This is a genomic window from Pedobacter antarcticus, assembly GCF_900103515.1.
In the GTDB taxonomy this organism is placed as follows: Bacteria; Bacteroidota; Bacteroidia; order Sphingobacteriales; family Sphingobacteriaceae; genus Pedobacter; species Pedobacter antarcticus.
Genome location: NZ_FNGZ01000001.1, coordinates 218,252 through 244,320 on the forward strand (window position 1 = coordinate 218,252; position 26,069 = coordinate 244,320).

Below are 26,069 nucleotides of genomic sequence, written 5' to 3' on the forward strand. Positions count from 1 at the left end.
TTATTAAACCCGGTTTTTATTCCTGAGTGTCGATGATCTGACGATTAATTGAGGCTTAATACTCACCGTTTGCGGGTGGCTTCCATTGTCCATAAAATCGATCTCCTGGAAGTATAGATTAGCTATAGCTTTACCCATGCTCACACTGTACTGATCAATCGTAGTTATAGAGGGGCTTGTTATTTCTGTAAATGGCTCATTAGAATAGCCACAGATTCCGAGTTCTTCTGGTACTTTCAAGCCTTTTTTTGTTGCTACCTCTAAGACACCTAATGCGGAGAAGTCAGAGGTAGATGCAAAAATGGCGTCTGGAGGTTCAGGAAGGCTTAATAGTTGCCGGGTAGACTCAGCACCTAGCTCTTTCGTCCATGCATTTTCCTTAATTAATTCCGGTACTAGCGGGTAATTATGTTTTTTCAATGCTTTGAGATAACCTTCTTTTCTTTGTCTGAAGATATTAAGGTTCTGCGGCCCTTCCAGTAGTGCAATTCGTTTGTAACCCTGTTCGATCATATGACTCACGGCTTCCATTGACGCCTGCTCGTTATCATTTAAAACTTTAAAAGTGTCCAGGGTATCTGTAACCCTATCAAATTGAATAAGAGGAATACCATGTTCTTTAATGTTCCTCAGATGACTGTCGTCTTCAAAATCAGCACAAATGGAAATCGCAATGCAGCTTACATGCTGATTAATCAGCGTATTTACACACTTAATTTCTCTCAGATAAGATTCATTGGACTGACAGATAACCAGATTGTATCCTTTTTGATAAGTTACTTCTTCCAGTCCGGCAATGATGTCAGCAAAAAAATTCTGATTAATGCGGGGAACGATTACACCTATGGTCTGATTCTGCCCCTTACGAAGATTCGATGCCATACTGTTTTGCTGGTAATTAAGTTCTTTCGCAGTTGCCAGGATTAATTGCCGGGTAGCTTCGCTCACATTACTGTTGTTACTCAGAGCTCTGGAGACAGAAGAAGCATTTAAATTCAGCTTTTTCGCTATATCATAAATAGTTGTTCTTTTCTGCTTTTTCATAACGACGTAAAGATGGCTAAATAATGAGAAATAATTATTAGGATTTGGAATACGGTTATTATAGGAATTCATCATAAAATATAGCTGGCACTGTTGCATTTCGGTCTCGACAGGAGTTTTCCTTAAAACAATCAACACGATCAATGATGGAAACAAAAAACTACACAACCACATTTTTAAAAAAAGGCATAATGATTCTGCTTGCTGTATCGGCGTTTACCGCCTGCAAAAAAAAGGACGATAATGCTTCTTCGCCTGATCAGAAGGCAAAACTTGCGATATTGATATCTTCACCAGGTGCAAGTGAATTATCATTTTATATTAATGGCAACAAGACGGGTACCACCAATGTCTTAAATTTCAATACAGTAGTCAATTATTTTGCCACCGAACCAGGCACCGGAGAATTTGGATTTTCTAAAAAAGACTCAGAAGTGATATTAGCAAAAGTAGCTTATGACCTTAAACCGGCCAGTTATCATTCTTTAATATTCACGGGAAGATCTCCCGAAAGTGATGTGATTCTGGTAGAAGATGATCTTTCTGCTCCAGCAACAGATAAAGCTAAAATACGCTTTGCCAACCTTAGTCCGGACGCGCCCGCACTGGATCTATATATGCAAGGAAAAACAGACCCAGGACTAAGTAATAAGACATTTAAAACAGTATCAGGATTCATCAACGTTGACCCGGCAGTGAATCCAAAATTCGAAATAAAGACTACCGGAGGGACAAATGTGCTGGCGAGTCTCGAAAATTTTAAGATTGAAAAAGGAAAAATTTATACGATTTGGGTGAGAGGACTAATCGAGGCAGGCGACGGGCCTAAGTTAGGCTTAGAAGCAATGACAAATTAATTAAATCATGCTGCACAGCAGGGGGTAAAAGTCTTTTGTTATCCTGCTGTGCTTTGATAAAACTGTTTTTTAAAAAATCTCGATTGGCTTTGCCAATTTTTCTTCTGCGAGCTCCTTGTCTTCCTGATCAGCTACCGGAGCTTCATTTCGAGCTTCTGAGTCACTGTCAAACTGAAGATCGGCACACATCGGAAAATGATCAGAACCACAACTCTCTAATCGCTGAATACTCGTTAAGGTGAAATCGGTGGAACAGAAAATATGATCCAGTGGGAAACGGAGGAAAAAGTATTTAGCGTTAAAACTATTAAAAAATCCACGACCTCTTCTTGGGTCTAACAGCCCGCTTATTTTCGAAAATAGTTCGGTTGTATAACTCCATGCCACATCATTCAAATCACCTATTACAATTACAGGCTGAGCACATTTTTTCGCTTTTTTCGCAATCATCAATATCTCCTTATCCCGTTCTGTTGATCTCGGGTTTTCCTGCGGCACAGGTGGCTGTGGATGAAGGCAGAAAAGCCGGATCAGTACTCCGGACCTGAGTCTTACGTCTACCTCAATAGATGGAATATCGTCCTCTACCAGAAAATTTACTTGTCCATTTTCCAACTCAAATCTGGAATATAATATCATGCCGTACGTGTTCTCAAGCGGGATCTTCAATTGATGCGGATAATCCGAACTTATAGAATCCATTTGCTTTTGCCACCATAAATTAGTTTCAACAAGAAGAATCAGATCGGGGTTGCATTGGTCTATTATGCGGTGGTAATCTGCAGCGCGGCGATTTTCCTGATAGACATTTGCGATGAGCAGCCGGACATTATTATCGCCGGGAGGATTTCGGCTCTTCACAATTTGTTTAGTCCCCAAAATTGTAAAAGGGTATACCTGGTAGCACAGATATAATAAATTTAAGAATAGTGCAGCTAATACTATCCAGGCAACGGTATTTTCCGGCATATACCAGACAGTAATTATCAAAATTACGATCAGATTTAAAATTAGTTTTTGAAGTCTGGGATACTCAAATATTCTAAAAATCCAGTAATCATGGCGAATTAGTGGAATCAGTGTGGAGATAATGAGGAATAAACTGAAGCAGAGTAACGGGAGTGGGAGTGTCAACGATTAGAGTTTAAATGAAATTATTCAGATCCTAACCAAATAACAGGCCAGTTTTTATTTAGGGTTCGTAAAAATGCAAACCATTATTGCCTGTATATGTTAGGCAAAAGATGATTGTAAATTATACAGAGTCCGGTTGGCAAGTTATTACACAACGTTCACATGGTTTACTCGCCGCTCAAATCTGTGCGAACTGGAAATTTAATGAACAATATGGAAGCAGGTGGATTGAGACTTTGACTGCTGTAGCGGAGCATGATGACGTTTATAACGAATTTGAAAATGATGATTTGTTAAACGAATACGGTGGACCGGTCAATTTTAAAATGACTGTTTTCAGAAAAGACTATTGTACGCGTCTGATCGAGATGGCTATAACAAAAAGTTCCTGGATTGCCTTACTGGTTTCCCGCCATATTCAATTTGTCCACGGTAGCAATCCGGCTGCTGCTAACTTTATCAAGGGATTGAAAAAACAGGAAAAGGATTGGATCAGTACAAGAGGTGTAACATCAAAAGAAGTCAGTGAAGCATATTTGCTGCTGCAGTTTTGCGACGCGTTTTCACTATTAATTTGTCAGGGAATGATTCAGCCCGAGCAGCGAAAAATTGAGATAAGCAAAGGCCCTGGACAAGTTAGTTATATGTGTGTGGCAGGTGGTATAAATAAGTTGCTGGTAACCCCCTGGCCATTTGAAAAAGAAAAGTTCAGGGTGAGTTTCGAATCCAGAACGCTGCCAAGGCTTACTTTTAAAAATGCGGCAGAGTTCCGGAAAGAGTTATGGAGTGTGGAAACCGTTGTACACCAGTTCAGTATTAGCGCTTTTTGATTACCACCAGGCGAGCGGGAACTCAATTTCGTCCACGGAGCTTGCAATTAAATCGGGTTTAAATGCATAGTAACTTAATCTCTCTTTGGTGGAGATTCCCGAAAGAACCAGGATCGTTTTATAACCCATCTGTACGCCCCCCTGAATATCCGTTTCCATAGTATCGCCGATTACTGTAGTTTCCGAAGTTTCCAGGCCTAGAAACTTTCTTGCCGAACGCATCATTACCGGACTCGGCTTGCCTGTAACAAATGCCTTTCTGCCGGTAGCTTCTTCGATCATAGCTGTTGTAGCAGCGATTCCCAGATTATTCCATCCCGGTTTTTTAGGAGACGGATCCCTGTTCGTCGTAATAAATTTGGCTCCTGCAAGGATCATATCCACTGCACGTTGTACCATTTCCAAAGTAAAATTCCTTCCTTCGCCCAATACTACGAACTCCGGATCGGTATTGACCAGTGTAATTCCATTTTCATGAAGGCTGCTTAGTAAACCTCCTTCGCCAAGAACATAGGCGGTACTGTCCGGACTCTGATCGCGCAGAAATTTGCCGGTTGCCATTGCGCTGGTATAGACGTGCCGGGCTTCCACCTTTATTCCCAGACCTTTAAGTTTCCTTACGACCTCCAGACTGGTGCGCTGACTGTTATTAGTCATAAATGCGAAAGGGATATCTTTTTTTATCAGGTTATTGATGAATTTATCGGCACCGAAAATTAGCTCTTCGCCACTGTAGATTACACCGTCCATATCGATTAAAAGTCCTTGTTTCATAGCTGATAGCTTTAGAATTGAAAGATACAAAGAATCATTAATTTCCATTGTTTCCGATCAACTAGCAGAAAGTCTTTTTTTAACCGGTAACTTATTTTAAATAAACTTTCTGACCTTTTTTTGCAGATTCTTTCGCCGCCTCCAAAATTTTAACAACGATTAGATTATTCTCTGTTGAAGACAAATCATTAGCCGGGTTTATCTGACCTTTCAGAACTGCGGAAAGATAACCCAGATAGCCACTAGCAGATGGAGCAAGTGCGGCCGGTTGAGTAGTTTGATAGGTATCGCGGTTATGTTCCCTTGAGCGCACATTTCCAGGGTCAACAGCCTGTAAATAACCAGTCTGGCCAAATACTTCAAAGTCTTTGATATTGAACGGCCAGTTCCAGGAAGCTTCGATGATTCCGGTTGCGTCTGGATATTCTAAAAGGATAGTCGCATCATCATCGACCTTAGGATAAACGTCCTTTTTAATTTGTTTAAGAACAGCGGTCACCGATAACGGAGCTTTACCATCCATCATCCAGGTCATAAGATTGGCTCCATAGCAACCAAAATCAATAACAGCGCCCCCACCATTTTTAACAGGATCTGTTAACCATGCTAAAAACTCTTTACTGACTCCAATTTCTTTCGGACCCTTATGGCCGTCATGGGCGACCATTTTTCTGATATGACCTATAGACTGGTCCTTTTTTATCTTTTGATAAAGTTCCTGATTGCTTGCATACCAGGTAGTTTCATAGTTTGTCAAAAGGTGTATATTGTATTGTTTGGCCAATTGAATCATGCGTTCCGCATGTTTGACAGAGACAGCAAGCGGCTTTTCCACCATGACCGATACATGGTAAGGTGCTGCCGTTTCTACGACAGAAAGGTGATCCTCGATGGCATTAAATGCTAGAACGGCATCAGGTTTTTTATGTTTTAATAAGTCGTCCAGTGTGTTGTAAAATATAGAATCGGGGAGCTTAGCTCTTTTCTTAAACTTTTCAATCAGATCTTTATTTGACTCCGCAATTCCAATTATATGAACCATGCCTTTGGAATAATCATTCATGATCAGGTTCACGTGATCATGACTCAGTCCGGCAAGTGCCACATTCAGTTTTTCCTGACCATATACTTTCCGAAATGAAGAGCCTGTCAGCAGGACCGTAAAAAAAAGGAGGGAATACACAGCTCTTTGAGCGTACTTCAGCAGCTTAATCATCGTATTTATATTTGGTTATTAGTTTCCATTCAAACTAAATAAATAAACCGTGAATTCAATTTTTATGATGGCAATGGATGCGTGGCAAATAAATCAATAGTGCAGGGCCAGCAGATGCTTGGAATATCAATTAATATTATATTTGCGGGGTGGATACCAATAAAAACAGACATATATTTTTCAGGACGCATATCAGCCAGATTGTGCAATTGACTGACGAAGAATTCGAACAGGTATTAAACTGTTTCACCTTTCGGAAATACAAAAAGCATCAGTATATCACGCAGCAGGGAGAGATTGGTTCACACGAACATTTTGTGCTTAAAGGAATTGTAAAGTCTTCTTATACGGATCCGAGCGGGAAAGAACATATATTACAGCTGGCTATGGAGGAATGGTGGTTTTCGGACATTAATGCTTTTAACAATGAACAACCGGCCACTTTCAATGCTGATTGTCTTGAAGACACTGAAACCTATTCTATTTCTTTCGAGAATAAGGAGAAGCTCTGCGCAGAATCTAAAAAAATGGAGTACTTTTTTAGAAAAAAGTATACTTCAGGCAACATTGCACTACAAAAAAGAGTACTTGCACTTTTATCCAGCAGTGCAGGTGAAAGGTATAATCAGTTATTGATTCAATATCCTTCATTATACAAACGGGTGTCTAAAACAATCATAGCTGCCTATCTAGGTGTAAGCCGTGAAACACTCAGCCGATTATCCAGTACCGGTTAATCCGTGATATAGCTCACTTTAAAATAGTGATGTACATCCTTTAGAATCCTCCCTGATTGCGCTAGTTTTGAGATCAATTAAGTTCTGTACCAAATAAACATACTGTATCAATGAAAATCAAATTACTAGCCGTAGCGGGAATCCTGGCTCTATCTGCAGTTCAAACTGTATCGGCACAAAGCCTGGAAAAAATGAACTGGTTCAATGAACCGGAGCAATGGAGCATTCAGAATAAAAATACATTTAAAATGTCAGTTCCTGGTAAAACAGACTACTGGCGCATCTCTCATTATGGATTTACAGTCGATGATGCCCCTTTTTATTATGCAACTTATGGTGGTGAATTTGAAACTAAAGTAAAGATCACTGGTAATTATGTGACAACCTTCGATCAGATGGGAATTATGTTGCGTATTGATCATGAGAACTGGATCAAGGCAGGAGTGGAGTTTGTAAATGGCAAACAAAACGTAAGTGCGGTAGTGACACATAAAACCAGTGACTGGAGCGTGGTCGAATTGGAAAAGGCACCTTCTGCGATCTGGATTAAAGCAGTCAGAAAATTAGATGCAGTTGAGATTTCATATTCACTTGATGATAAAAAATATACAATGATCCGTACAGCGTGGTTTAAAGACAATTGCCCTGTGATGGTTGGTTTGGTTGGAGCCAGCCCGGATGGTAAAGGTTTTGATGCTGTATTTGAAAATTTTAAAGTTATACAAACACCAGACCTGCGTAGGGTAGACTGGGCAGAAAAACAAAAAAAATAGAATCGTATTATTTTTTAATCCACACGCTTTCACAACCGGAAAGGTGTGGATTAAAATGCTTCGTTTAAACCTAGAAAGAAACCCCTTGCGCCATAATTTCCAAACGCGTAGTCCAGGCAAAGATTTGTCCGCGTTGCTTTGTTAAAGAGTACACGTAAACCAGCGCCGCCTCCGGGCTGCCATTTTTGAAATAACTTCGTCGCAATATCATCACTGGCTGTCTGTACATTAAAAAATGTCACACCACTCAGGAATTTATTCCTGGTGATCGGAAAGCGATATTCCAGTTCAGAGTAGAAATATTTCGGACCCTTAAAATACCCGACCGTATAACCCCGCCCACTGCGGAAGTTTACATCCTTTCCAGTTCCCGGAAGCTCAAGGTATGGCAATGCCCCACTAATCAGATAAGACCCCCAGTTCCAGAAAGCGAGAACATGTTCAGGATTTGTTTGAGAAAGGCTCCAGTATTTTCTAAAGTCGGTAGTGATCTGTACCGCACTTTTAGAACTTCCCATCCACTGTTGATTTACCCTGACACCAGCATCGGCATAGATCCCTTTATAAGAACGGTTTTGATTATCTCTGGTTGTGTATTGCAAATTGAAAAGTAGGCCATTAGACATGTAGTTGTCCCGGTCAAAACCGTAACGGTCTGTATAGATATTATATGGCGTCATTTCAGTTTCAGTCCTTCTATCCTCAATTTTTCTTCGAATATCAAATGATACACCTGCACCAACGAACAGGTTGTCCATAATTTGTTTATAAACCTTCTCGCGAATATTGTAAAACTGGGCATGCAGAACATAACCTTTACGATCTGGGTTAGTCAGCGCCAGATCTTCCTCACTGCCATCTGCACCCTGTCCTATACCGAGCCCGTAATCTGGTGTGACTGTTTTTGCAGCGACCAGACTCCCCTGGAAATTCCATTTATTACCGGGGGTGAATACATTATGGCTGAGGTAGAAATACAGAATGCCTTTGGTGGTGATAGACGCAGATGAGGCCGCTACCGACATAAAAGTATTTGGTTCGTTTCCAAGCACTTTACCAGCTACAGCTTTAATGCCAATCTGCGCACCGATACTTGGATTATAAGCAATGTTGGGCATGGGTGTGATGCCAGATTTCTTTTTAAGTGGTTTAGGTGGACGGTGGGGATGTATGATGTCCCTGATTAAATCTGCAACATCATATTGCACCACACTTGAGTCCGGGACACTTTGTTTTTTTATAGTATCCTGTGGAATGACTGCGGAAGGAATAGTATCTGCAGTTTTCGTTGAAAAACGATCAGGGATACTGCCGGCAAAAGACGAATACTGAATCCCGGCCAGAAAAAACGCCAATAATATCTTCAGGTACAGTATAGATTTGAAGGGCGCAGAGGTGATTCCGGCTTCTGTACGTATCAGTTTTGTATATTTCAATATCTTTATATTTTTTTTGAACTGACAGCAAATTTTACACCAATAAATGGATAATGCTGTATTTCAAGCTAGTCGCTAATCCGAATTCTATCGATAACCTCTGTTTTTTGAGATTGATTATCTCGCAGTTTCGCGCAAATACTTTTCGGTAATTGTTCTGTCTACACCAGCCTTCTCAACTTTCTCCACACCTGTTTGTACGAGCGTATCACCCTGTATTTTAATGGTGAAAGTAAATGATTTCCCTTCCCAGTTCGGATCGTTATAGAAATCCAGTGATTCTGTATACTGGTCTCCGATGAGCTTATAACTTCCGCCACCAGCATCGAAATTGTTTTTACCTGCTTTACTGGGTTTAAGGTCATGTTTTAAAAAAGCAAAATGATCGTCATTAATAATTTTGATCATCCTTTGAGCTTTGGAGTAGTCTTGTACCGTGGTTTTTCCGTTCTCGAGCGTTACCGCTGAAAGTAAACGCCATGAACCTTTGAGCTGGCCAGCCAGTTCATTTTTATTATCGTCGGCCAGGTTTTCACTCTTTTGCTGCGTACAGGAAATGCCTGCTGCCAGGCAGCACATAAATGGTAGAAGGTATAATTTCATTGCTTATAAATTTAGATAGGGTTTAAATTAAATTTGGGGTTTAATAATTAAGACAGGTTAAATTCTCGCCGGTAGGAAAGCGGTGAATTGCCCGTGATCGTGCGGAATTGACGGTTAAAATAAGACAGGTTATTAAATCCGCAGGCAAAGCAGATCCCGGAGACGGCAATATCGGAAACAGTGAGTAGATGGATAGCATGGGTAATTCTCACCGTATTCACAAATTGGGAGAGTGTTTTGGTCGTTCTACGTTTAAAATATCTGCAGAAGGCTGCTTCGTTCATAGATACTATGGCAGCGGCATCCCTGGTAGTAACTTCGTCTTTGAAATTAGCCATAATATATTTGCAGACACGTTCGAGCTTATCTTTGCTTTCCTTTTCCTCTGCGCTGATCCGGTATAACGAACTACTGATATAATTGATACCATGGTCTGGCAGGGAGGAGATATTCTCCAGCATGGATAAAAGGTTAATCACAGCTTTTAATGCGGGAAGTGCAGGGAAAGCCATCATAAACTCCTGCAGTTCATTGGAAGGATCCCTTATTTTAATTCCCCTGGAAGATTCGTTTAGCAGATCTTTCAATTGGCTGAATTCCGATTTTTGATAGAATTCGCGTCCCATGAAGTCTTCGTGAAACTGAACGAAAATAGAGTGAACATGGTCAGGTTGCCCATTCAGAGATCTGTCATTGACGAAAAAATGAGGAAACCCAGGACCAAAAAGGTATAAATCACCAGCTTTAAAATTCATTACACTATCCCCGCCATAGAATTTACCCTGACCTTTCACTATATAAGTGAACTCATACCCCTGATGATAATGGAACGGAGCTGTGAACTCCTGGCCGGTTTCCTCTTTCACGATCAGACAGGTGTCCTCCGGCATTGAAAGTTCACGTAGTAATTTTTTCATTTTACACTATTTTGTTCGTGTTTGTATTTATAAATGTAAATAATGTATTAGAAACGGCAAATGGTGTTGTAGTTAAACCTATGGCAGAGTAGTAAGTTTGAATATGAAAGATCAAGTGCTCCGTAGCAGAGAATGGTTTGGCCGTAAAGGAAAAGATGGTTTTATCTACCGTGCATGGATGAAAAACCAGGGCATTCCTGATTATGAATTTAACAATAAACCGATAATAGGAATATGTAATACCTGGAGTGAACTCACGCCATGCAATGCGCACTTCAGGGAGCTTGCAGAGTCCGTTAAAAGAGGAGTATTGGAGGCGGGAGGGTTTCCTGTTGAGTTTCCGGTCATGTCACTTGGAGAAACTTTGATGAAACCTACTGCTATGCTTTACAGAAATCTGGCCAGTATGGACGTTGAAGAATCTATCAGGGCAAATCCGATCGATGGGGTGGTTTTACTTTGTGGCTGTGATAAGACTACCCCGTCACTGGTTATGGGGGCTAGCAGTGTTAACTTACCCACAATTGTCGTATCCGGGGGACCAATGCTTACAGGCAATCATAGAGGAGGGCATATCGGTACCAGTGATGTTTGGAGATACCATGACGAGGTAAGAGCTGGAAAGATGCTGGAAGAAGAACTGTTAACGATAGAATCTGCAATGTGTCGAAGTCAGGGACATTGTGCGGTTATGGGAACAGCATCGTCTATGGCTTGTATGGTGGAGTCTCTCGGACTAAGTTTGCCGGGGAACGCTGCAATCCCCGCTGCTGACTCCAGACGTAAAGTATTGGCGCAGCTTTCCGGCTTGCGGATCGTAGAAATGGTTGCTGAAGACTTTAAGCTATCAGATATTTTAACCACCCAGGCATTTGAAAATGCAATAAAAGTTAATGCGGCAATTGGCGGATCGACTAATTTTGTTATCCATTTACTAGCGATAGCCGGCAGGATAGGGATTAAACTAAACCTCAATGACTTCGACCGGCTTTCGGCGGCTGTTCCATTGATTGCCAATCTGCAACCATCCGGTAAGTATTTTATGGAAGATTTATTCTATGCCGGAGGTTTACCAGCAGTTCTCAGAGAGCTGGATGGGATGCTTAACCGCGATTGTATCACTGCAAACGGAAAGTCCATTTCGGCTAATTATGAGCATGCAGTTTGTTATAATCCAGATGTGATAGCCACTATTGAAAAACCTTTTAATACTGCAACAGGGCTGGCAGTGCTCACCGGCAATCTATGTGAGAGTGGTGCGGTTATCAAACCTTCAGCAGCCAGTCCGCATTTAATGCAGCATACCGGAAAAGCAGTTGTATTTGAAAATATCGAAGATTTTAAAGCAAGAATAGATACCGATGAATTAGAGGTTGACGGAGACAGTGTATTGGTTTTGAAAAACGTCGGGCCCAAAGGTTATCCGGGAATGCCGGAAGTCGGTAATATGGGCATTCCCAAAAAGTTGTTGGAAAGCGGTATAACTGATATGGTTCGTATTTCCGATGGAAGAATGAGTGGGACAGGTTTCGGTACGGTGGTGCTGCATGTATCGCCTGAAGCTGCTGCCGGAGGTAATTTTGCAATGATCAGGACGGGAGATATGATTACACTTGATGTTCCGAATCGCAGATTGGATACGGATATTGGAACTGCAGAATTGGAGCGTCGCAAAAGGGAGTATATTGAACCATTACCTGTAGCGGAAAGAGGATATATTAAATTATACACTGATCACGTACAGCAGGCACACTTAGGTGCCGATATGGATTTTTTAAACGGCGGGTCAGGAAGTAAAGTATTAAGAGATTCACATTAAAAGAATGATGAGATTTAAAGATAAAGTAGCAATTGTTACCGGTGCAGGACAAGGCATTGGATTTGAGATCTGCAGAATGTTGAATTTGGAAGGTGCTGTGGTTATCCTGAATGACGTCGATCCGGAATTGTGCCGGCAGGCAGCAGAAAAAATCAATGCCGCAGGGCATGAAGTCTGTATTCCCGTCACTGGAGATGCCGCAGATCTAAATTTTATTCAGGAACTCGTAGATACAGCGGTTAACCGGTACGGAAAACTCGATGTGGTTATTGCCAATGCAGGTATTACATTGTATGGAGATTTTTTTAGTTACAGCAAAGACGCATTCGATCAGGTGATGCGGGTAAATCTTGCCGGAACTTTCTTTTTGGCACAGGCAGCGGCTAATCAGATGAAAAAACAAAACGGCGGCTCCATACTTTTCACTTCTTCGGTGGTCGGACACAGGGCATTGAAGGATCTCGCGGTGTACGCAATGACTAAAGCAGCAGTAGAAATGCTGGCCACAAATCTGGTTATTGAGTTATCGGCTTATGGTATTAATGTGAATACTGTCGCCCCTGGCGCCACGCTTACTGAACGTACTGCAGAAGAAGCTGATTATGAAAAAGTATGGTCTGAGATTACGCCGATGGGCCGGCCGGCTTATGCAGCTGATATTGCCACTGCAGCGCTATTTTTTGTGTCTGATGCTGCAAGTCACGTTACAGGCCAGCATTTAATTGTTGACGGTGGATGGTCAGCTATAAGTACATTGCCGCAGGGACTTAAATAATTGCCGGAGCCGCCAGCAGCTGGAAGCCCAGCCACTGGCGGGTAGCCAAGCATGAAATTTTAGATCTTAACAATCATTTTACCTTCATTTTTACCCTCGAAAAGATCAATGAAAGCTTGTGGGATTTCATCAAAACCTTCCACGATAGTTTCTGTATAATTTAATTTTCCTTCTTTCAGCCAGGTCGTCAGTGTTTTTATGGCTTCAGGAAATTTATCGGCAAAGTTTGAAACTATAAAACCTTGCATCAATGCGCTGTTTTTTACCAGAATCGGTTGTACACGCGGGCCTACGGATACTTCTGTGTTATTATATAATGATATTGCACCGCAAACCGGGACACGTCCGAATTTATTAATATTTGCCAGGACAGCATCAGATATTTCGCCACCAACATTATCAAAATAAATATCGACTCCATCAGGAGCAGCATCTTTAATAGCTTGTTGCATATCTTCGGTCGTCTTATAATTTATAGCCTCGTCAAAACCAAATTTGTCTTTTAAGAGCGCTATCTTCTTTTCAGAACCAGCAATTCCGATTACTTTACAACCCAATATTTTCCCGATTTGACCAACGACACTTCCGACAGCTCCGGCTGCTCCGGAAACTACAAGCGTTTCGCCTTTTTGGGGCTTTCCGATCTCCGTAAGTCCAAGATAGGCCGTTAAACCGGTCATTCCCAGAATACCGAGATAAGCGCTCGGACTTGCAGCTTCCTTGTCGATCACCGTTAATCCTTTTCCATCTGAAACCTGAATCTCTTTCCAGTCAAGGTTACCAGACACAAAATCTCCTTCTTTAAAATCCGGATGATTTGATTCTGTAACTTCTGCAACAATTCCGGATTGTATAGGGTCACCAACTTTAAAAGGTGGTACATAAGATTTAGCATCACTCATCCTGCCTCTTAAATAAGGGTCGACCGAGACATATTGTGTCTTCAGCAGCAGTTCATTCTTACCAGGCTGCGCTACAGATTCATTCTTGAATTCAAAATCTGTTAATACAGGTTTTCCAGCGGGTCTTTTTTGTAATAAAATTACTTTACTCATGATAAGGGGTATTTAATTGAAACATTCTCCTAGTTCCAACACACCGCTCCGGGTATTGTTTGTGTTCTAGGTAGCTTTTGGGCAAGGACCGGTTTCAAAGGGATATTATTTCACTGAAATAAATACTACTAAATTAATAGATATTACTATATTTATGGCCTAAACTCAAACCTATTAAGCATTAACAATCGTAAACCACCACATTCTGGTGGGCGGGAATCCCTATGCCTTAAAGTGGGACTTTAAATAATAAGCAACAATAAAAAATGAATAAACGACTACTATTCTCCACACTCTCAATGAGCCTGATTTCAGGTTTTGTATTTGCACAGCAACCTGACGGTCAAACTCAATTGGAAAACCGGTTTGACCAGTTTTTAAGTAAAGAAAATATTGGACATTCTATTAAAGAATTATCCGCTAAACCCCATCATCTGGGCTCGGAAGCAGGAAAAGACGTAGCCTTAAAACTCAATGACCTATTTAAGTCCTATGGCTGGAATAGTCAGATTGAGACCTTTTATGTATTATTCCCGACACCTGTGGAGCGTAAGCTGGAACTCCTTTTACCTGTCAAATTCAGCGCTACTTTAAAAGAGCCTGCAGTACCCGGAGATGCAACTTCCGGCCAGCAGGGACAGCTGCCAACCTACAATGTATGGGGAGCTGACGGCGATGTAACTGCACCACTGGTTTTCGTTAACTATGGTTTACCTGCCGATTATAGAGAACTGGCAAGCCGCGGTATAGATGTAAAGGGCAAAATTGTTATTGCTAAATACGGGAACTCCTGGAGGGGAATTAAGCCAAAGGTAGCCTATGAACATGGCGCTGTAGGCTGTATTATTTATTCTGATCCGATAGACGATGGCTATTATCAGGGAGATGCTTACCCGGAAGGCCCTTTCAAAAATGAACATACCGTACAGCGGGGTTCAGTAATGGATATGGTCATCTATCCCGGAGATCCCCTAACTCCGGGATATGCCTCGGTTAAAAATGCTAAACGCTTAACCAAAGACGAAGCAGTTACCATATTGAAAATACCAGTATTGCCTATTAGTTATCATGATGCCAAACCACTGCTTGAGGCATTAGATGGACCTGTCGCACCTGCATCCTGGCGCGGGGCATTGCCATTTACTTATCGGATTGGCGGCGGAGATAAAACAAAGGTCCATTTGAAAATTAAACAGAACTGGGATATTGTGCCGGCCTATAATGTCGTTGCAAAAATCAAAGGGAGTGAATATCCTGATGAATGGATTATTCGTGGAAATCACCACGATGCCTGGGTTAATGGGGCATCTGATCCGGTCAGCGGGCTGGCGTCTTTACTTGAAGAAGCAAAAGCAATAGGTGAGCTGGTTAAACAGGGATATAAGCCAAAAAGAACCTTGGTATATACGGCATGGGATGGAGAAGAACAATCTCTTTTAGGATCGACAGAATGGGTGGAGCAGCATGCTAAAGAATTAAGTGAGAAGGCAGTTGCTTATATCAATACCGATAATAACAGCAGTGGGTTTTTTAGTGCCGGAGGATCCCATGCTTTATCGGACCTGGTGACCTCTATTACTAAATCAGTTAAAGATCCGATTACGCAGGCTACAATTTTTGACCGTAAGCGTGCTTCTGAGATTATCAAGGCTAGTGGAACAGCGAAGAAAAAAGCTTTGCTGGAGAGTCCGGACTATAATTTAGGTGCATTGGGTACGGGTTCAGACTATTCTGCCTTTTTACAGCATTTAGGTATTCCAAGTTTAAACTTCGGTTTCGGCGGAGAGAGCACTGGTGGTGAATATCATTCAATCTATGATTCTTATGATAATTATATTCGGTTTAAAGATCCCGGATTTAATTATGGACTAGCATTATCGCAGGCAGCAGGCAGGGCTGTTCTAAGGCTGGCAGATGCAGAGAAATTACCTTTCAACTTTACAGGACTTTACACTGCTGTTCAGAATTATACCGATGAGGTGATCGGATCAGCGAAAAATTTACAGCAGGAAGCTGGGTTACAGCACCAGTTGATTGACAGTGATATTTATAAGCTGGCTGCTGATCCGAAAGAACCCTTTCAGGCTAAAGAAAAAACAGTCGAAGTTCCCACCTTTGATTTTATACCGCTTACGGATGCACTGCTCGGTTTGAAGAAAGAAGCCGCCGCACTCCAGCTAAGGCAGCAAAAGTTCACAGGCGATCAGAAGGCTATCCGTCAGAATAATCAAAAGCTATATCAGGCAGAAAAAACACTACTGCTGGAAAACGGATTGCCTAGAAGGCCCTGGTACAAGCATAGTATCTATGCGCCTGGATTCTATACAGGCTATGGTGTTAAAACACTTCCTGGTATCAGAGAGGGGATAGAAGAAGGACATTACGACGAAGCTAAACAAGAATTAGTTAAGCTAACCGGTGCGATAAATAAACTAACACAGTACTTAACAACAATCTATTAAATCAGACATGATGAAAAAAACCTTATTTACATTAGCTATGGCCTGTTCGTTCCTGCTGTCTGTTGCGCAGGATAAACCACAAAAAGGCCCGCAGTTTGAAAATCCAAACAGTGACAGCAGGGGATACCTTGTGAAAGTCGGCGATACTGCACCTTCAGATTTTCAACTGGTATTACATGACGGTACAAAGACTTCACTGGCAGAATTAAAAGGTAAAATTGTGATCCTGCAATTTACGGCTTCCTGGTGTGTGGTATGCAGAAAGGAGATGCCGGAACTGGAGAAAGAGGTTTGGCAGGCTTATAAAGATAAAGGAGTTGTACTTATAGGTGTCGACCGTGACGAGCCGCTTGATGTGGTACAGAAATTCCATAAAGATATGAATATCAGTTATCCGCTTGCTTTAGATCCCGGAGCCGGAATTTTTCAGCGCTTCGCCGATAAAAAAGCAGGTGTTACACGAAACGTGGTTATAGACAGGGACGGTAAAATACAATTCCTGACCAGGCTCTATAACCAGGAAGAATTTGAAGGTATGGTTAAGGTTATAGAACAATTGTCTATAACAAAATCGTGACAGTATTCCGGTTGCCATCAAACAATGATATTTAATGGTTAAAACTTCTGTAATTTTCCTCATCAATCTAAATTAACGGCGCCTAAACCTCTAATTATTAAACAGACATGAGAATCTTTACCAGAAAACTTTTACTGTTAATCGCCATGTCCTGCATCTTGAATACCGTTCAGGGACAGGATATGCTCTCCATTGTAAAAGGTCTAAAAAAGTATGATGGCTATTTCCCATTTTACTACGATGCAAAAAATGGAAAAATACTACTGGAAGTAAATAAGCTCGATCAGGAGTTTCTTTACTTCGCGTCCCTGCCTGCTGGCGTGGGATCTGGTGGTCCGGAACTCGGCAAAGCCAAATCGGATATCGTAAAATTTACGCTATTGGGTGGCAAATTATTATTAATTCAACCTAATTACCGCTTCCGCGCAGTCAACGGAAATAAGGATCAGGTCAGGTCGGTGGAAAATGCATTTGCTAAATCTGTGATCTGGGGATTTAAACCTTTGGCTACAGAAGGAGATAAAGTGCTCATTGACCTCACTCCATTTTTAATTTCCGACAGCCAGCAGATTGGTGGAACTCTCGGTAAAACACCTTATAAACTCGATGAAAGCCGAAGTGCTATCGCTATCGAAAACACAAAAAACTTTCCGCAGAACACAGAATTTGAGTCACTTATCACATTTACCGGCGGTGCTCCTTCAGGTGGCTATGGCGGTGGTGGTATCGCACCGGATCCAACTGCTGTAACTGTTTCGATGAGACAGTCATTTGTCGCATTACCCGAGCCGGGATTTAAGCAGCGGAAATTTGATCCGCGATCAGGTCTGAATCCGTTTAATTATTATGATTTCAGCGCTGATATGGATCAGCCGTTGATAGCCAAATTTTCAAGAAGACAAAGGCTGGTTAAGAAAAAACCAGGATTAGCACCAAGTGAGCCAGTTAAACCGATTGTATATTATGTAGACCGTGGAGCGCCTGAAAAAATCAAACGGGCACTCATAGAAGGTGGGAATTGGTGGAACGAGGCATTTACTGCAGCGGGTTTTATCAATGGATTTGTTGTAGAAGAACTGCCGGAAGGAGTAGACCCGATGGACATCCGCTACAATGTAATAAACTGGGTAAACCGCAATGGCAACCCAAGAGGTTATTCTTTTGGAAATTCTTATATAGACCCGCGTACCGGCGAAATTATTAAAGGTGTAGTAACACTTGGATCTGACAGACACCGTCAGGATTATTTAATTGCCGAGGGTTTACTTCAACCTTATCAAGAGGGAAAGCCGGTTCCCAAAGAACTGGAAGAGCTTACATTGGCGAGAATCCGCCAGTTGTCTGCACATGAAATCGGGCATACCATTGGTCTCTACCATAATTTTGCAGCCAGTGTAAAAGACAGGGCATCGGTAATGGATTATCCGGCTCCGTATTTCACAATGGATAAGAACGGAAAGATAGATGTTCAGCACGCCTATGCTAAAGGAATTGGAGAATGGGATAAAAGAGCGATCATGTGGGGTTACAGCGAATTTGATGCTGGTACAGATGAAAATAATGCGCTTGATCAGATCATGAAAGAAACCCTTGCCAAAGGTTTTATACAAATTCCGGATGTCGGCGGAGATGTGCACCCGCTTTCCCATCAATGGGATAATGGTAACGGCGATGTAACTGGCGAACTGAACCGTTTACTGGAGATTAGGAAACAGCTGATCACTAATTTTTCAGTGAAAGCAATTGCTGCGAATGCACCGATGAGTACGCTGGAAGAAGTTTTGGTGCCGATTTATTTGCTGCACCGGTACCAGATAGAGGCTGTTTCGAAACTGATCGGTGGATTATATTTTACACATGCATTGAAGGGCGACGGGCAAGTTCCAACAGCGCTAATCCCTCCCGGCCAGCAGAAGGCTGCATTAGATGTTTTACTATTGACGATAAAACCCGAAAATCTTCGTATTCCAGAGCAATTACTTGAAAAAATTCCACCCAGACCTTCAGGATTTCCCGGGGGAAGAGAAGTCTTTTCCAGAAAGACAGGGCCGACATTCGATCCTTTATCGGCTGCGGAGTCTGTCGCTGGTTTCACCGTTGCATATCTGCTTGACGGAAAGAGAGCTGCCAGGTTAACCGAATATGCAGCCAGGGATGCTAAACAACCAGGGTTTATTCATATTGCCGGACAACTCATCAACCAGACCTGGAAGGCACCAGATGCAGGTGGTATGGATGGACAGTTGCAGATCGTTGTCAATAACCTTGTGCTTAAGTATCTGCTTGCTTTAGGTACTGGAAAAGACGTCTCCGAAAACGTACATGGACAGGCCTTGCTGAAAATAGAAGAACTGAATCACTGGCTGGAGGCTAACAAATACCTGGGCAGTGACCAGCAGAATGCAAACCGCCTTTTCGCGCTGTCTCAAATTAAAACATTTCAGTTAGATCCAGCTAAGTTTGAGATTGCTCCTGCGGCAGAAATGCCTCCCGGCGCTCCAATAGGTATGGATAACCCTAATCTATTGCAATAGGCATATTCAGGTTAATGCTGTATAAAGAGCTTTTATCTTTCGAAGATGAAGGCTCTTTTTTGTTGCACAGAACATTACCGCCTGGTCATTGTTAATGAGCAAAACGGATATTGGTTATGGCACTGGAACAATACAAAAAGAAACGTGATTTCAAAAAGACTACTGAGCCACAGGCCGGTACGTCAAAAGATAACAGTAAGTTACACTTTGTTATTCAGAAGCATGCAGCCTCGCATCTTCATTACGACTTCCGGCTGGAAATGGAAGGCGTGTTGAAAAGCTGGGCCGTACCAAAAGGACCATCGACAGATCCTAAGACAAAGCGACTGGCGATGATGGTAGAGGACCATCCTTATAGCTATAAAGATTTTGAAGGATCTATTCCCAAAGGAGAGTACGGCGGAGGGACGGTTATTGTATGGGACCATGGGACGTATGAACCAATTGAAACTATAAAAGGTAAAAAAGCACAGGATAAACATTTGCTGGCGCAGCTGAAAGCAGGTTCGCTGAAGATTAAGCTAGACGGTGAAAAATTAAAGGGAGAATACGCACTGGTTAAAACGCATGGGATGGGAGAGAATGGATGGTTGCTGATTAAACATAAAGATGAGTATGCAGCTACGGCGGACATCACAAAAAAAGACAAATCAGTACTTTCCGGTAAGACGATAGCTGAAATGGAAAAACATAGTGAAAAGGTGTGGCAGCATGGTGCGGAAGAGGATATTGAACTGAAATCTGATGCTGAAAAACCAGAAGCAGAGATTACATCGATTTTAAAAAAAGCAAAAAAGAAGAAAATACCGATTGGCATGAAGCCTATGCTGGCTACGCTTGTAGATGAACCTTTTGATGATCCTGACTGGTTATATGAAGTTAAATGGGACGGTTACAGGGCATTGGCGTTTCTAAAAAAGAATGGTGATACCGAGTTGCTATCCAGGAATAATAAGCAGTTTAATGAACGGTTTTATCCGATTTATAAAATACTGCAAACCTGGAGTATGGACGTAGTGCTTGACGGCGAGATCCTAGTGCTTAATGAAAAGGGGATCTCCAATTTTGGTAAACTGCAGAACTGGAGAAGTGAAGCAGACGGAGATTTGGTGTATTATGTATTTGATGTACTTTGGTATGACGGTAAGGACCTGACAGAATTGCCTTTAGTTGAAAGGCAGGAAATCCTGGGTAAAATTCTGCCTCAGGAGGATGACCGTATCCGGCAGAGTAAAGTGTTCCGTACCTCCGGAAAAGAGTTTTTTAAGGTTGCGGAAAAAATGGGTCTGGAAGGTATTATAGCTAAAAAGGCATCGGGTTGTTATACTTTCAACAACCGCTCATCGGATTGGCTCAAAGTGAAAGTGCATCAGAGACAGGAAGTTGTAATCGCGGGGTTTACCAAAAATGAGAATACATCTAAATCGTTCAGTTCGCTGTTGCTTGGTGTCTATGAAAATGGAAAACTTACTTATGTTGGAAAAGTGGGTACAGGGTTTTCTGACCAGCTGCAACGGGAAATGATGGCCCAATTTAAACCGTTGATCACCAGTAAAAGTCCTTTTGAAATTTTGCCTGATGTGAATAAACCTTCGCGTTTCCGGCCCAATCCTCCGAAAGCTAAAGCGACCTGGCTGAAACCAGAACTGGTCTGCGAAGTCGCTTATAGTGAAGTGACGTCCGATGGTGTTTTCAGGCACCCTTCTTTTAAAGGGATGCGGGAAGATAAGCCGGCGCTGGACGTGGTCCGCGAAGCCGCTGTCGAAACTGAGGCCGTGATTAATTTCGATGAGATAGCCGAAGTTAAAGTGAGCAAGGAAGTTTCGCATGCGAAGGCTATTAAACCGCCAAAAGCCAGCGGACGCAAATCTTTACTTAATCCTAAGGATGAAACGCAAGTGAGAAAGGTTTGTGGACATGAGTTGAAATTTACGCATTTAAGTAAATTGTACTGGCCCGAAGATAAGGTGAGTAAGCGAGATATGTTTAACTATTATTATCAGGTGGCAGACTATATTCTACCTTATTTAAAAGACCGTCCTATGTCTTTAAACAGGTTTCCTGGTGGAATTAACGGTAAAGGTTTTTATCAGAAAGATGTAAAGGGGAAAGCTCCGGATTGGGCGAAAACTTTTCCTTACAGTACTGGTGAGGGCGAAGAAAAGGAATACCTGGTCGGCGCAGATGAGGCAACGTTACTTTGGATGGCATCTTTGGGATGTATAGAAATGAACCCCTGGTTTAGCCGGGTGAGTGCACCGGATAATCCAGACTATTGCGTAATTGATCTCGATCCGGATCAGCACAGCTTTGATCAGGTTGTGGAAGCTGCACTCCAGGTTAAAAATATACTGGATCAGATTGAGGTCCCAGGCTACTGTAAGACTTCTGGATCCACAGGGATGCATATTTATATTCCTTTAGCGGCCGCTTACACCTATGAGCAGTCACAAATGTTTGCCAAAATTATCGTTAGTCTTGTACACCGGCATATTCCTGAATTCACAACTCTGGAAAGAATGATCAAGGCGCGCGGAGGGAAAATGTACCTGGATTTTCTTCAGAACAGACCAGGCGCCACCATTGCAGGGCCTTATTCATTACGTCCGAAACCAGGGGCGACGGTTTCTATGCCGCTGCATTGGGATGAAGTGAAGCCAGGTTTGGCAATGAAAGATTTTAATATTTTTAATACGGTAGAGCGGTTGAAGTCAGAGGGCGATCTTTTCAATGGAGTTTTGGGTAAAGGGATTGATCTTGCAAAAGCCATAGAAAAAGCTAAAACCGTGTTTGGCTAAATAATTTAGTAATTTTTTTTGTTGGCTAATATTTTTAGTTTAAATTTGTAATGATGATGGAACAGCTTAGTTTTTTCTCTGAATCGGGGCAGACACCCGGTCTTCCTTCCGATTTATTACAGTATACACCGGACTTTTTCAGCGAGTCAGAGAGTGAAATTCATTTGGCTCATTTAATCGCAGAAACACCCTGGAAACAAAAAGTGGTTAGTATGTATGATAAGCAGGTTGTTACGCCGCGGTTGAGCGCTTGGTATGCCGACCCGGAAATTTATGATTATACTTCTTTGCGCAAATCTTCCCCGAATTTCTGGACTCCTGAATTGATGCTTATCAGGAATAAGATCGAAGCTTTCACCGGAATTAAATTTAATAGTGTGCTATTGAATTACTACAGGGACGCTAACGATTCTGTGGCCTGGCATAGTGACAATGAAGAAGCTTTAGGAACACATCCGGTGATCGCCTCACTAAGTCTTGGGCAGGTAAGAGGATTCGATATTAGAAATAAACAAAATCATAAGCAAAAGTATACTGTAAAATTGGAGAACGGGTCTCTTTTGTTAATGAAAGGGAATCTTCAACAACACTGGGACCATAGAATTGCGAAATCCACTAAGAAGATGAAAGAAAGACTAAATCTTACTTTCAGAATTGTACACTAGAAAAAATATTATCTTTTTTTTTCTAGTGTACAATAATATCAACGTAAGAGCGTCTATATATGTGAGAGCGTTAATTAGATAAGCGGTGAAAGGTTGTAATGACCGTTCACCGCTTTCTTATTTGTGGTATTTCCATTTTGAGAAATGTCAACAGAAATTTGAGCCTGAGGGTCAGTAAAGGCATAAATTCTAATGGTATAGTATTCTCTTTTTATGATAATATATATTTAGGGTTTCGTATTACCAGGTTGGATGACGCTTCAATACCTAACCATACTTCCCTCGTTGATCGTTCAAATCCGATTGAACAAACAATGAAGGAAGTATGAAGAAACATTGAACGAAGTTTGAATAAAACAAAAGCAATTCCCTACCAATGCCAGGTTAACTGGTGGTTAAAATTTCAGGACACGTTGGAAGGATCTGTGGTTTTATCTTTTGTTTTGATCGAATTTTGAAGCCAGTTCGCGTGCCTGTTTGTAGTGTTTCTGCAAAGTAGGGAGTAATTTTAGCGCATAATGGCTGACAGCGGTGTCCGGAGATTTAGAAGCACCTTCAAACAATGCAATATCCGTGAGATGGTTTTCTACCATCATGTTCGTATAATAACTGTCAAAATCTTTCCCTGTCATTTGGCTCAGGTCAGTGAGATGTTCCTGTTTTTCAGCACTAATTGTTAAGGGTAAAGTTAAATTTTTCGCTTTAGCGATTTCTGCAAGCCCCGTGCCGGCCACTTTATGATCTCGTTCAATTGTAACCGCATAGTCTTTTATCGCTTGCAGTTGTGCTTTTTGCTGCCCGATTCTACCCATTTCATTTTCCAGCAGGCCCGAAACCGCCGCTTCACTAATAAACTGGGCAGAAGGGTCTTCTGAACCTGCCTTATTTGCAGGGGTGCCGGCGGTATCAGAGCCAGAAGGCCGTGCATTACTGTTTACAGTAGTATCCCGGCGATCTTTTGATTGTTCAGAATGGCAGGAGGTCAAAGACGCCCCTGCAACTAATAATAGGGTGGCAATAGCTGTGGTTTTCATAAGCCTGGTTGCTTTTTAAATTCATAACAAGCGATTTGTCCTGGTGTTTTAAGATTGACAGAATTGCAATGTTATTTTATTTAAGAGATGCTCTTACCGAAAGGAGAGAACGCCAGATTCATTAGCTTGAAGTGCTGTCTGCCGAATGGTATGCCTACAATGGTTAAGCATAAAAGTGCCCCAAAAAATAAATGGGTAAGTGCAATCCAGATACCTCCAAATATTAACCAGATAATATTCATAACAGTCGAAAGGCAGCCGGTATCGGAAGCAGTATCTGTAATTCGCACGCCAAATGGAGCCAGCCCGACAAATGCGAATTTAAAACATTGAAGGCCGAATGGGATTCCGACAATAGTCAGGCAAAGGATTAGTCCGCCAATTATATATTCAAAAAATATAAATATCCCACCAAAGATCATCCAGATGATATTACCAATTAAATTCATTTCCTAGTTTATTTTAAGACGCCTCAGGGGGTACGGATGTTACAATTTTATATTTAGCTGGTGAAATTTTAATAAATTCAGCCGGAATTAAGTGCCATATAGATGCCGGAGAAGAAGACCTATAGTAATTATTTTATAATTGTACTCATCATGGGGAACTTGATCTTAGATCAGCTCTCTAAATATCTGGTCAGGGTGTACCTGATTCCACATGATATTGTAGAAATTATTGGTAGAAACTTAATTTTTATGCATGTAGAAAATACCGGTGCTTTTCTAAGCGCGGGAGCGTCGCTTAATGACACTTTTAAATTTATAACCCTTACCGTACTGCCGTTTATGGCATTGTGTGCAGTGATTGTATTTATGCTGAAATACAAGTCTTTACCTTTATTGCTGGTAATCGGACTGAGTTTTGTTGTGGGGGGAGGGTTAGGTAACTTATTTGACAGGTTCCAGTTTGGGGCTGTTACCGATTTTATTCATTTAGATTTCCTGTTTATTAAAACCGGAATATTCAATCTGGCCGACGTTTCGATCATGATAGGGGTAATTTGTCTTGCACTAAATATTTATTATAAAAAGATATTGCGGTAAAAGGGCAGGGAAACGAATACCGATTAATAATACGTCTCCCTGCCCGGTTGCTAATTCTTACTCAACTGGTAGGCAGCGACGCTGTTTTTAAAGAACGTCGGTACGTAAACAATCTGCTTTACCGGGTCATAACCGATATCAGCCGCATTGATCTTATCTTTTTGTGTATCCAGCAGTAATTCGTTCCTGCCATCCGCATATACGTAATAAATTAATCCACCCCAGGCTGAGAAAAGAAAATCTCCGTTACCGATTGGTTCTATCCCATCTCCACCATGTGGCAGTCCTGCAATCTTAGTTAGTTTTTTTGAGGCATCGGCCTTTAATAGATTTTTACCGCCGCCAGCAATAAAAAGGTCTGATCCCACTGCCTTAAGGCCATTCAAACCGTCTATCTCTTCAAGATATACAGTAGTCTGCTTGTTTTTATGTTGATGTATGCGTTTTGTTTTTGAATCCGAAACATAGATTACACCTTTGTCGTCTGCGGTCACGTCATTTAAGAATGCCGATCCGGGGATTTCTATACGCTGTTCGATTTTTGAAGAGGGTATGTCTATAATAACCAGATCTGTAATATCTGCGACATATAATTTATCGCCATGTCTGGCCATTCCCTTGGGAGAATTCATTCCGGTAATCCAATCCATATTTTTGACCTTGCCATTCAGGTCAAAAATTGCGACGCCACCTATACTGTCTTTGGTATCGGAAGTCTGTCCCATCACAGCGACAAACAGATGTTGTTCTTTGGCGTCAAATAAGACAGATTCGGGTAAATCAATGGGTGTGGTCGTCTCCCAGATTTTAACAAGTTTAGGTTGCGCTTTCGCCTGCACACTTAATAATGCAATGAGGATAATTCCGAAGAGTTGTTTCATAATCTATTCTTTGATCTTTTAGATAATTGGTTGATTTACTTAAATATAGTAAATTTATGAGACAAGATCCGCTTTCTTGTTAACAGATGGTTAAAAAGGAGG

Annotated in this window: 23 protein-coding genes; 12 read left to right on the plus strand and 11 right to left on the minus strand. The window is 41.6% G+C overall.

The features are described 5' to 3' along the window. Window positions 1-3: 3 nt before the first annotated feature. The gene (locus tag BLR53_RS00945; protein ID WP_244889425.1) at window positions 4-1,119 is read right to left on the minus strand and encodes a LacI family DNA-binding transcriptional regulator; all 1,116 of its coding nucleotides are present in this window, start codon (window positions 1,117-1,119) and stop codon (window positions 4-6) included. Window positions 1,120-1,187: 68 nt separating this feature from the next. Here BLR53_RS00945 and BLR53_RS00950 point away from each other — a divergent pair, with 68 nt between their 5' ends. After that, window positions 1,188-1,901, plus strand: coding sequence for a DUF4397 domain-containing protein (locus BLR53_RS00950; protein WP_037444725.1), 714 nt, complete (start codon window positions 1,188-1,190; stop codon window positions 1,899-1,901). 69 nt (window positions 1,902-1,970) lie between these two features. Here the strand turns inward: BLR53_RS00950 and BLR53_RS00955 are convergent, their stop codons facing one another. Further along, window positions 1,971-3,035 carry an endonuclease/exonuclease/phosphatase family protein gene (locus BLR53_RS00955; RefSeq protein ID WP_037444722.1) on the minus strand — a complete coding sequence of 355 codons (1,065 nt, stop codon included), beginning with the start codon at window positions 3,033-3,035 and terminating at the stop codon, window positions 1,971-1,973. A 110-nt stretch (window positions 3,036-3,145) separates the two neighbouring features. Between BLR53_RS00955 and BLR53_RS00960 the strand changes: the two genes are divergently transcribed. Next, the gene (locus tag BLR53_RS00960; protein WP_051760285.1) at window positions 3,146-3,865 is read left to right on the plus strand and encodes a DUF3891 family protein; all 720 of its coding nucleotides are present in this window, start codon (window positions 3,146-3,148) and stop codon (window positions 3,863-3,865) included. On the opposite strand, the gene BLR53_RS00965 is transcribed toward BLR53_RS00960, so the two are convergent. Beyond that, window positions 3,866-4,639 carry an HAD-IIA family hydrolase gene (locus tag BLR53_RS00965; protein WP_074586338.1) on the minus strand — a complete coding sequence of 258 codons (774 nt, stop codon included), beginning with the start codon at window positions 4,637-4,639 and terminating at the stop codon, window positions 3,866-3,868. It lies immediately after the preceding gene. A gap of 91 nt (window positions 4,640-4,730) precedes the next feature. Then, the gene (locus BLR53_RS00970) at window positions 4,731-5,855 is read right to left on the minus strand and encodes a Gfo/Idh/MocA family protein (RefSeq protein ID WP_074586340.1); all 1,125 of its coding nucleotides are present in this window, start codon (window positions 5,853-5,855) and stop codon (window positions 4,731-4,733) included. Window positions 5,856-6,004: 149 nt separating this feature from the next. Between BLR53_RS00970 and BLR53_RS00975 the strand changes: the two genes are divergently transcribed. Together BLR53_RS00975 and BLR53_RS00980 are read left to right on the plus strand one after the other, a co-directional pair. Further along, entirely contained in the window at window positions 6,005-6,592 is a 588-nt protein-coding gene (locus BLR53_RS00975) for a Crp/Fnr family transcriptional regulator (protein ID WP_244889426.1), read from the plus strand. A 110-nt stretch (window positions 6,593-6,702) separates the two neighbouring features. Continuing rightward, a complete protein-coding gene (locus BLR53_RS00980; protein WP_074586342.1) occupies window positions 6,703-7,365 on the plus strand; it encodes a DUF1349 domain-containing protein in 663 nt (220 codons plus the stop codon). Window positions 7,366-7,415: 50 nt separating this feature from the next. Here the strand turns inward: BLR53_RS00980 and BLR53_RS00985 are convergent, their stop codons facing one another. The 3 genes from BLR53_RS00985 to BLR53_RS00995 form a co-directional block, all read right to left on the minus strand. Beyond that, window positions 7,416-8,801 (minus strand): BamA/TamA family outer membrane protein, encoded by a 1,386-nt coding sequence (locus BLR53_RS00985; RefSeq protein ID WP_244889427.1) that lies wholly within the window; start codon window positions 8,799-8,801, stop codon window positions 7,416-7,418. 117 nt (window positions 8,802-8,918) lie between these two features. Next, entirely contained in the window at window positions 8,919-9,404 is a 486-nt protein-coding gene (locus BLR53_RS00990; RefSeq protein WP_074586344.1) for a hypothetical protein, read from the minus strand. A gap of 47 nt (window positions 9,405-9,451) precedes the next feature. Continuing rightward, window positions 9,452-10,321: an AraC family transcriptional regulator gene (locus BLR53_RS00995; RefSeq protein ID WP_074586347.1), complete on the minus strand. Its 870-nt coding sequence runs from the start codon at window positions 10,319-10,321 to the stop codon at window positions 9,452-9,454. Between the two features lie 103 nt (window positions 10,322-10,424). Here BLR53_RS00995 and BLR53_RS01000 point away from each other — a divergent pair, with 103 nt between their 5' ends. Together BLR53_RS01000 and BLR53_RS01005 are read left to right on the plus strand one after the other, a co-directional pair. Next, complete coding sequence (locus BLR53_RS01000) at window positions 10,425-12,140, plus strand: IlvD/Edd family dehydratase (RefSeq protein WP_037444712.1); 1,716 nt, start codon at window positions 10,425-10,427, stop codon at window positions 12,138-12,140. Between the two features lie 4 nt (window positions 12,141-12,144). Further along, window positions 12,145-12,915, plus strand: coding sequence for an SDR family NAD(P)-dependent oxidoreductase (locus tag BLR53_RS01005; RefSeq protein WP_218122956.1), 771 nt, complete (start codon window positions 12,145-12,147; stop codon window positions 12,913-12,915). Window positions 12,916-12,974: 59 nt separating this feature from the next. Here the strand turns inward: BLR53_RS01005 and BLR53_RS01010 are convergent, their stop codons facing one another. Next, on the minus strand, window positions 12,975-13,970 hold the full coding sequence (locus BLR53_RS01010) for an NADP-dependent oxidoreductase (RefSeq protein ID WP_074586349.1): 996 nt from the start codon (window positions 13,968-13,970) through the stop codon (window positions 12,975-12,977). Between the two features lie 266 nt (window positions 13,971-14,236). Between BLR53_RS01010 and BLR53_RS01015 the strand changes: the two genes are divergently transcribed. The 5 genes from BLR53_RS01015 to BLR53_RS01035 all read left to right on the plus strand — a co-directional run bounded on the left by BLR53_RS01015 (window position 14,237) and on the right by BLR53_RS01035 (window position 23,006). Further along, entirely contained in the window at window positions 14,237-16,432 is a 2,196-nt protein-coding gene (locus tag BLR53_RS01015) for a M28 family metallopeptidase (RefSeq protein ID WP_074586351.1), read from the plus strand. 7 nt (window positions 16,433-16,439) lie between these two features. Beyond that, on the plus strand, window positions 16,440-17,009 hold the full coding sequence (locus BLR53_RS01020) for a TlpA family protein disulfide reductase (RefSeq protein WP_244889428.1): 570 nt from the start codon (window positions 16,440-16,442) through the stop codon (window positions 17,007-17,009). Window positions 17,010-17,116: 107 nt separating this feature from the next. Then, a complete protein-coding gene (locus tag BLR53_RS01025; protein ID WP_074586356.1) occupies window positions 17,117-19,543 on the plus strand; it encodes a zinc-dependent metalloprotease in 2,427 nt (808 codons plus the stop codon). Between the two features lie 116 nt (window positions 19,544-19,659). Further along, complete coding sequence (gene ligD, locus BLR53_RS01030; protein ID WP_074586359.1) at window positions 19,660-22,341, plus strand: DNA ligase D; 2,682 nt, start codon at window positions 19,660-19,662, stop codon at window positions 22,339-22,341. 50 nt (window positions 22,342-22,391) lie between these two features. Next, window positions 22,392-23,006 carry an alpha-ketoglutarate-dependent dioxygenase AlkB family protein gene (locus tag BLR53_RS01035; RefSeq protein ID WP_244889429.1) on the plus strand — a complete coding sequence of 205 codons (615 nt, stop codon included), beginning with the start codon at window positions 22,392-22,394 and terminating at the stop codon, window positions 23,004-23,006. A gap of 431 nt (window positions 23,007-23,437) precedes the next feature. Here BLR53_RS01035 and BLR53_RS01040 read toward each other — a convergent pair whose 3' ends face one another. Next, the gene (locus BLR53_RS01040; RefSeq protein WP_074586363.1) at window positions 23,438-24,040 is read right to left on the minus strand and encodes a DUF4142 domain-containing protein; all 603 of its coding nucleotides are present in this window, start codon (window positions 24,038-24,040) and stop codon (window positions 23,438-23,440) included. A gap of 80 nt (window positions 24,041-24,120) precedes the next feature. After that, window positions 24,121-24,489 (minus strand): YccF domain-containing protein, encoded by a 369-nt coding sequence (locus BLR53_RS01045; protein WP_074586366.1) that lies wholly within the window; start codon window positions 24,487-24,489, stop codon window positions 24,121-24,123. A 102-nt stretch (window positions 24,490-24,591) separates the two neighbouring features. Between BLR53_RS01045 and lspA the strand changes: the two genes are divergently transcribed. After that, complete coding sequence (gene lspA / locus BLR53_RS01050) at window positions 24,592-25,086, plus strand: signal peptidase II (protein ID WP_037444693.1); 495 nt, start codon at window positions 24,592-24,594, stop codon at window positions 25,084-25,086. Window positions 25,087-25,136: 50 nt separating this feature from the next. On the opposite strand, the gene BLR53_RS01055 is transcribed toward lspA, so the two are convergent. After that, complete coding sequence (locus BLR53_RS01055; RefSeq protein WP_037444691.1) at window positions 25,137-25,967, minus strand: SMP-30/gluconolactonase/LRE family protein; 831 nt, start codon at window positions 25,965-25,967, stop codon at window positions 25,137-25,139. Window positions 25,968-26,069 lie beyond the last annotated feature (102 nt).

What these genes read in the sequence shown, in the direction of transcription:
- BLR53_RS00945 (WP_244889425.1), bottom strand. Translation starts at nt 1,119, where the DNA reads ATGATGAATTCCTATAATAACCGTATTCCAAATCCTAATAATTATTTC.
- BLR53_RS00950 (WP_037444725.1), top strand. Translation starts at nt 1,188, where the DNA reads ATGATGGAAACAAAAAACTACACAACCACATTTTTAAAAAAAGGCATA.
- BLR53_RS00960 (WP_051760285.1), top strand. Translation starts at nt 3,146, where the DNA reads ATGATTGTAAATTATACAGAGTCCGGTTGGCAAGTTATTACACAACGT.
- BLR53_RS00965 (WP_074586338.1), bottom strand. Translation starts at nt 4,639, where the DNA reads ATGAAACAAGGACTTTTAATCGATATGGACGGTGTAATCTACAGTGGC.
- BLR53_RS00970 (WP_074586340.1), bottom strand. Translation starts at nt 5,855, where the DNA reads ATGATTAAGCTGCTGAAGTACGCTCAAAGAGCTGTGTATTCCCTCCTT.
- BLR53_RS00980 (WP_074586342.1), top strand. Translation starts at nt 6,703, where the DNA reads ATGAAAATCAAATTACTAGCCGTAGCGGGAATCCTGGCTCTATCTGCA.
- BLR53_RS00990 (WP_074586344.1), bottom strand. Translation starts at nt 9,404, where the DNA reads ATGAAATTATACCTTCTACCATTTATGTGCTGCCTGGCAGCAGGCATT.
- BLR53_RS00995 (WP_074586347.1), bottom strand. Translation starts at nt 10,321, where the DNA reads ATGAAAAAATTACTACGTGAACTTTCAATGCCGGAGGACACCTGTCTG.
- BLR53_RS01000 (WP_037444712.1), top strand. Translation starts at nt 10,425, where the DNA reads ATGAAAGATCAAGTGCTCCGTAGCAGAGAATGGTTTGGCCGTAAAGGA.
- BLR53_RS01005 (WP_218122956.1), top strand. Translation starts at nt 12,145, where the DNA reads ATGATGAGATTTAAAGATAAAGTAGCAATTGTTACCGGTGCAGGACAA.
- BLR53_RS01010 (WP_074586349.1), bottom strand. Translation starts at nt 13,970, where the DNA reads ATGAGTAAAGTAATTTTATTACAAAAAAGACCCGCTGGAAAACCTGTA.
- BLR53_RS01015 (WP_074586351.1), top strand. Translation starts at nt 14,237, where the DNA reads ATGAATAAACGACTACTATTCTCCACACTCTCAATGAGCCTGATTTCA.
- BLR53_RS01020 (WP_244889428.1), top strand. Translation starts at nt 16,440, where the DNA reads ATGATGAAAAAAACCTTATTTACATTAGCTATGGCCTGTTCGTTCCTG.
- BLR53_RS01025 (WP_074586356.1), top strand. Translation starts at nt 17,117, where the DNA reads ATGAGAATCTTTACCAGAAAACTTTTACTGTTAATCGCCATGTCCTGC.
- ligD (WP_074586359.1), top strand. Translation starts at nt 19,660, where the DNA reads ATGGCACTGGAACAATACAAAAAGAAACGTGATTTCAAAAAGACTACT.
- BLR53_RS01035 (WP_244889429.1), top strand. Translation starts at nt 22,392, where the DNA reads ATGATGATGGAACAGCTTAGTTTTTTCTCTGAATCGGGGCAGACACCC.
- BLR53_RS01040 (WP_074586363.1), bottom strand. Translation starts at nt 24,040, where the DNA reads ATGAAAACCACAGCTATTGCCACCCTATTATTAGTTGCAGGGGCGTCT.
- BLR53_RS01045 (WP_074586366.1), bottom strand. Translation starts at nt 24,489, where the DNA reads ATGAATTTAATTGGTAATATCATCTGGATGATCTTTGGTGGGATATTT.
- lspA (WP_037444693.1), top strand. Translation starts at nt 24,592, where the DNA reads ATGCCGGAGAAGAAGACCTATAGTAATTATTTTATAATTGTACTCATC.
- BLR53_RS01055 (WP_037444691.1), bottom strand. Translation starts at nt 25,967, where the DNA reads ATGAAACAACTCTTCGGAATTATCCTCATTGCATTATTAAGTGTGCAG.